Source organism: Mycolicibacterium arseniciresistens (assembly GCF_030519285.1).
In the GTDB taxonomy this organism is placed as follows: Bacteria; Actinomycetota; Actinomycetes; order Mycobacteriales; family Mycobacteriaceae; genus Mycobacterium; species Mycobacterium arseniciresistens.
Genome location: NZ_JAUMSQ010000409.1, coordinates 1 through 5436 on the forward strand (window position 1 = coordinate 1; position 5436 = coordinate 5436).

The 5436-nt window shown below is 69.7% G+C and carries 5 protein-coding genes and 1 pseudogene; all 6 read left to right on the forward strand.

Features of this window, described 5'->3' with window-relative positions:
• Positions 1-1887, forward strand: a 1887-nt coding sequence (gene thrS, locus Q2100_RS29395; RefSeq protein WP_302916864.1) for a threonine--tRNA ligase, incomplete at its 5' end; no start/stop codon positions are given.
• On the forward strand, positions 1884-2483 hold the full coding sequence (locus Q2100_RS29400) for an ATP adenylyltransferase (RefSeq protein WP_302916865.1): 600 nt from the start codon (positions 1884-1886) through the stop codon (positions 2481-2483). The genes thrS and Q2100_RS29400, both read left to right, overlap by 4 nt.
• Positions 2480-3196, forward strand: coding sequence for a phosphatidylinositol phosphate synthase (pgsA, locus tag Q2100_RS29405; protein ID WP_302916868.1), 717 nt, complete (start codon positions 2480-2482; stop codon positions 3194-3196). The genes Q2100_RS29400 and pgsA overlap by 4 nt, the downstream gene beginning before the upstream one ends.
• A complete protein-coding gene (locus tag Q2100_RS29410) occupies positions 3193-4095 on the forward strand; it encodes a phosphatidylinositol mannoside acyltransferase (RefSeq protein ID WP_302916866.1) in 903 nt (300 codons plus the stop codon). Before pgsA ends, Q2100_RS29410 begins: the two co-directional genes overlap by 4 nt.
• Complete coding sequence (locus tag Q2100_RS29415; RefSeq protein ID WP_302916867.1) at positions 4092-5243, forward strand: glycosyltransferase family 4 protein; 1152 nt, start codon at positions 4092-4094, stop codon at positions 5241-5243. The genes Q2100_RS29410 and Q2100_RS29415 overlap by 4 nt, the downstream gene beginning before the upstream one ends.
• A pseudogene (locus Q2100_RS29420) lies at positions 5240-5436 on the forward strand (exopolyphosphatase); the annotation flags it as partial. The gene Q2100_RS29415 and the pseudogene Q2100_RS29420, both read left to right, overlap by 4 nt.

Genomic DNA, 5436 nt, shown 5'->3' on the forward strand with positions numbered 1-5436 from the left:
GACGCCGACGCCGACGTCACGCCGGTGACGGCCGACACCGAGGACGGCCGCAGCGTCATCCGGCACTCGGCCGCCCACGTGCTCGCCCAGGCCGTGCAGCAGATGTTCCCCGAAGCCAAGCTGGGCATCGGCCCGCCGATCACCGACGGCTTCTACTACGACTTCGACGTGCCGCGCGCATTCACTCCGGAGGACCTGGAGGCGCTGGAGAAGCGGATGCGCAAGATCGTCAAGGACGGTCAGCTGTTCTCCCGGCGTGTCTACGCATCCAAGGACGAGGCGCGCGCCGAACTCGCCGCCGAACCCTTCAAGCTCGAACTCGTCGACGACAAGTCCGGCGATCCCGAGGTGATGGAGGTCGGCGGCGACGAGCTGACCGCCTACGACAACCTCAATCCCCGTACCCAGGAACGTATCTGGGGCGATCTGTGCCGGGGCCCGCACATCCCGACCACCAAGTACATTCCGGCGTTCAAGCTGACGCGCAGTTCGGCCGCCTACTGGCGCGGCGACCAGGAGAACGCAAGCCTGCAACGCATCTACGGCACGGCATGGGAGTCCCAGGAGGCGCTCGACCGGCACCTCGAACTGCTCGAGGAGGCCCAGCGCCGCGACCACCGCAGGCTCGGATCCGAACTCGACCTGTTCAGCTTCCCCGACGAAATCGGTTCCGGCCTACCGGTTTTCCACCCGAAGGGTGGCATCGTGCGGCGCGAGCTGGAGGACTACTCCCGCCGCAAGCACATCGAGGCGGGCTACGAATTCGTCAACACCCCGCACATCACCAAGGCCCAGCTGTTCCACACCTCGGGGCACCTCGACTGGTACGCCGACGGGATGTTCCCGCCGATGCACATCGACGCCGAGTTCAACGAGGACGGCACGGTGCGCAAGCCCGGCCAGGACTACTACCTCAAACCGATGAACTGCCCGATGCACTGCCTGATCTTCCGGGCGAGGGGGCGGTCCTACCGCGAACTCCCGTTGCGGGCGTTCGAGTTCGGCGCGGTGTACCGCTACGAGAAGTCCGGCGTCGTGCACGGCCTGACCCGGGTGCGCGGCCTGACGATGGACGACGCGCACATCTTCTGCACCCGCGACCAAATGCGCGGCGAGCTCGCGTCGCTGCTGCAGTTCATCCTCGACCTGCTCGGCGACTACGGCCTGCAGGATTTCTACCTCGAGCTGTCGACGAAGGACCCGAAGAAGTTCGTCGGCTCCGACGAGATCTGGGACGAGGCGACCTCCACCCTGGCAGAGGTTGCCGCCGAGTCGGGCCTGGAGCTGGTGCCCGATCCGGGTGGCGCGGCGTTTTACGGCCCGAAGATCTCGGTGCAGGCGCGCGACGCGCTGGGTCGCAGTTGGCAGATGTCGACGATCCAGCTGGACTTCAACTTCCCCGAGCGCTTCGAACTCGAGTACACCGCCGCCGACGGCAGCAGGCAGCGCCCGGTGATGATCCACCGTGCGTTGTTCGGTTCCATCGAGCGGTTCTTCGGCATCCTCACCGAGCACTACGCCGGGGCCTTCCCGGCGTGGCTGGCCCCGGTGCAGGTGGTCGGGGTGCCGGTCGCCGACGCGCACGTGGCCTACCTCGACGAGGTGGCCGCCGCGCTGCGGGCCCGCGGAGTGCGTGTCGAGGTGGACGCCAGCGACGACCGGATGGCCAAGAAGATCGTCAACCACACCAACCAGAAGGTGCCGTTCATGCTGCTGGCCGGCGACAAGGACGTCGACGCCGGGGCGGTGAGCTTCCGGTTCGGCGACCGCACGCAGATCAACGGAGTGCCTCGCGACGAGGCGGTGGCGACCATCGTGAAGTGGATCGCAGATCGCGAGAATGTCGCTCCGACAGCCGATCTCGTCAAGGTGGGCGCGCAGACGTGACACGGGACGCGAGCCACGAAGACGACCGCTCCATCGTCGACCACGGCGTCGGCGACCCCGATCACCTGCAGCGGCTGTGGACGCCGCACCGGATGAGCTACATCGCCGAGGCTCCCATGAAGAAGGGGTCCGGCTCGTCGATGTCGTCGCAGCCGTTCACCGACATCCCCACCATGCCCGACGAGGACGGCCTGGTGGTGGCACGCGGCGACCAGGTGTACGCGGTGCTCAACCTCTACCCGTACAACCCCGGCCACCTCATGGTGGTGCCGTACCGGCGGGTCTCCGAGCTCGAGGACCTCACCGACGAGGAAAGCGCCGAACTGATGTCGTTCACCCAGCAGGCGATCCGGGTGATCAAGTCTGTGTCCAGTCCGCACGGCTTCAACGTCGGGCTCAACCTCGGGCACTCGGCCGGCGGGTCGCTGGCCGAGCACCTGCACATGCACGTGGTGCCGCGGTGGGGCGGCGACGCCAACTTCATCACCATCATCGGCGGGTCGAAGATCATCCCGCAGCTGCTGCGGGAGACCCGCGAACTGCTGGCCACCGAGTGGGCGGGCCAGTCGGCGCGGACCGGGGGGTCGGAGAACTGAGCAACTTCTATCTGATGACGCGGGCGGCGTACACGAAACTGTCGCGCCCGATCGCCAAGGGCGCGTTGCGTGTCGGGCTCACCCCCGACAGCATCACCATCCTGGGCACCGCGGGCAGCGTGATCGCGGCGTTGACGCTGTTCCCGATCGGCCAGCTGTGGTGGGGCGCCTTCGCGGTGGCCTTCTTCGTGCTCGCCGACATGCTCGACGGCGCGATGGCGCGCGAACGCGGCGGCGGCACCCGGTTCGGGGCCGCACTCGACGCGATCTGCGATCGCATCGCCGACGGCGCGATCTTCTGCGGTCTGGCCTGGTGGGCGGCGTTCGGCCTGGACAGCCCCGCACTGGTGGTCGCCACGCTGATCTGCCTGGTCACCTCACAGGTGATCTCCTACATCAAGGCACGCGCCGAGGCCAGCGGCCTCAAGGGCGACGGCGGCCTCATCGAGCGGCCGGAACGGCTGGTCATCGTGCTGACCGGCACCGGGCTGTCGGGCGTGCCGTTCCTGCACGTGCCGTGGCTGGTGCAGGTGGCGATGTGGGTGCTGGCCGTCGCGAGCGTGGTGACGGTGCTGCAGCGGCTGCACTCGGTGCGGCTGTCGCCGGGTGCGATGGATCCGATACCCACGAAGGACGATGCGGGCGCCGGGAACGTGAACGAGGGCGCCGACGACACCGACCGGGGCGGGGATCCGGGGACGAGCGAGCGGTGAGCCTCGGCGGCCGGCTGACGGATCTCGGCTATGCCAGCGGCTGGCGGCTCGTGCGCGCCATGCCGGAACTCGTGGCGCGCAACACCTTCGACCTAGGGGCCTGGTACGCCGCGCGTGGCGGCGGTCCGGAGCAGCTGCGCAAGAACCTGGCGCGGGTGATCGGCACGTCACCCGCCGATGTGCCTGCGACGCTGGTCGACGCGTCACTGTCGTCCTACGCCCGGTACTGGCGCGAGGCGTTCCGGCTGCCGACGATGGACCACGAGGAGATCGGCCGCCAGCTCGAGGTGCAGGACATCGACCACGTGTGGCAGGCACTCGACGCCGGCCGCGGGGTCGTGCTGGCGCTGCCGCACAGCGGGAACTGGGACATGGCCGGTGTGTGGCTGGTGCAGAACCACGGCCCCTTCACCACCGTGGCGGAGCGGCTCAAGCCCGAGTCGCTGGCCAACCGGTTCATCGCCTACCGGGAGAGCCTGGGCTTCGAGGTGATCACGCACACCGGCGGCGAGCGACCGCCGTATGACGTTCTGCGCGAACGGCTCTCCGACAACGGCGTGGTGTGCCTGATGGCGGAACGGGACCTGACCCGCACGGGCGTGCAGGTCGATCTGTTCGGCGAGGCGACCCGGCTGCCCGCCGGTCCGGCGAAGCTCGCGATCGCGACCGGGGCCGCGCTGCTGCCGGTGCACTGCTGGTTCACCGACGACGGCTGGGGGATGCGGGTGTTCCCGCCCCTGGACGTGTCCTCGGGCGACGTCACCGTCGTCACACAGGCCCTGGCCGACCGGTTCGCCGACAACATCGCCGCCCACCCCGCCGACTGGCACATGATGCAGCCACAGTGGCTGGCGGACCTGTCGGAGGAGCGCCAGGCCCGCCTGCGGGAGGCGCGGTGAGGATCGGCATGGTGTGCCCGTACTCGTTCGACGTGCCCGGCGGGGTCCAGTCGCACGTGCTGCAGCTCGCCGAGGTGATGCGCGCCGGCGGTCACACGGTCGGCGTGCTGGCGCCGGCGTCGCCGCACGTCGAACTGCCCGACTACGTGGTGTCCGGCGGCAAGGCGGTGCCGATCCCGTACAACGGGTCGGTGGCGCGGCTGCGGTTCGGCCCCGCCACCCACCGCAAGGTCAAGAAGTGGTTGCAGCAGGGCGACTTCGACGTGCTGCACCTGCACGAGCCCAACGCTCCGAGCCTGTCGATGCTGGCGCTGCAGGCGGCCGAGGGGCCGATCGTCGCGACGTTCCACACCTCGACGACGAAGTCGTTGACGCTGTCGGTCTTTCAGGGACTGCTGCGGCCGTACCACGAGAAGATCGTCGGCCGCATCGCCGTGTCGGACCTGGCGCGGCGCTGGCAGATGGAGGCGCTGGGGTCGGACGCGGTCGAGATCCCCAACGGCGTCGACGTGGCGTCCTTCGCCGAGGCGCCGCTGCTGGACGGCTACCCGCGGCCCGGGCGGTCGGTGCTGTTCCTGGGCCGCTTCGACGAACCCCGTAAGGGCATGGCGCTCCTGCTGCGGGCGTTGCCCGCGCTGGTCGAGCGGTTCCCCGACATCGAGGTCCTGGTCGTCGGCCGCGGTGACGAGGACGAGTTGCGCGAGGACGCCAAGGAACTCGCCGGGCATCTACGGTTCCTCGGGCAGGTCGACGACGCGACGAAGGCGTCGGCGATGCGCAGCGCCGACGTCTACTGCGCGCCCAACACCGGCGGCGAGAGCTTCGGCATCGTGCTGGTGGAGGCGATGGCCGCGGGCACCGCGGTGGTCGCCAGCGACCTCGACGCGTTCCGCCGGGTGCTGCTCGACGGGACGGCCGGGCGGTTGGTGACGGTCGACGACGCCGACGCGCTGGCCGCCGGGCTGATCGAGGTGCTCGCCGACGACGACGTCCGGCGCCGCTACGTGGAGGCCGCCGCCGACGCCGTCCGCCGCTACGACTGGTCGGTGGTGGCGCGCCAGATCCTGCGGGTCTACGAAACGGTGGCCGGGTCGGGGCGCAAGGTGCGGGTGGCAGGCGAAAGCGAACTGTCCCGGGGTAAGACGTGACCGGCTGGCTGCTGATCACCCTCGTCACACTCCTGTTGGTGACGCTCGTGCTGGTGGGCGGCTGGGCCTTCCGGAGCGCCAACCGGCTGGACCGCCTGCACGTGCGATACGACCTGAGCTGGCAGGCGCTGGACGCGGCGCTGGGGCGGCGGGCGGTGGTGGCCCGCGCGGTGGCGGTGGACGCCTACGGCGG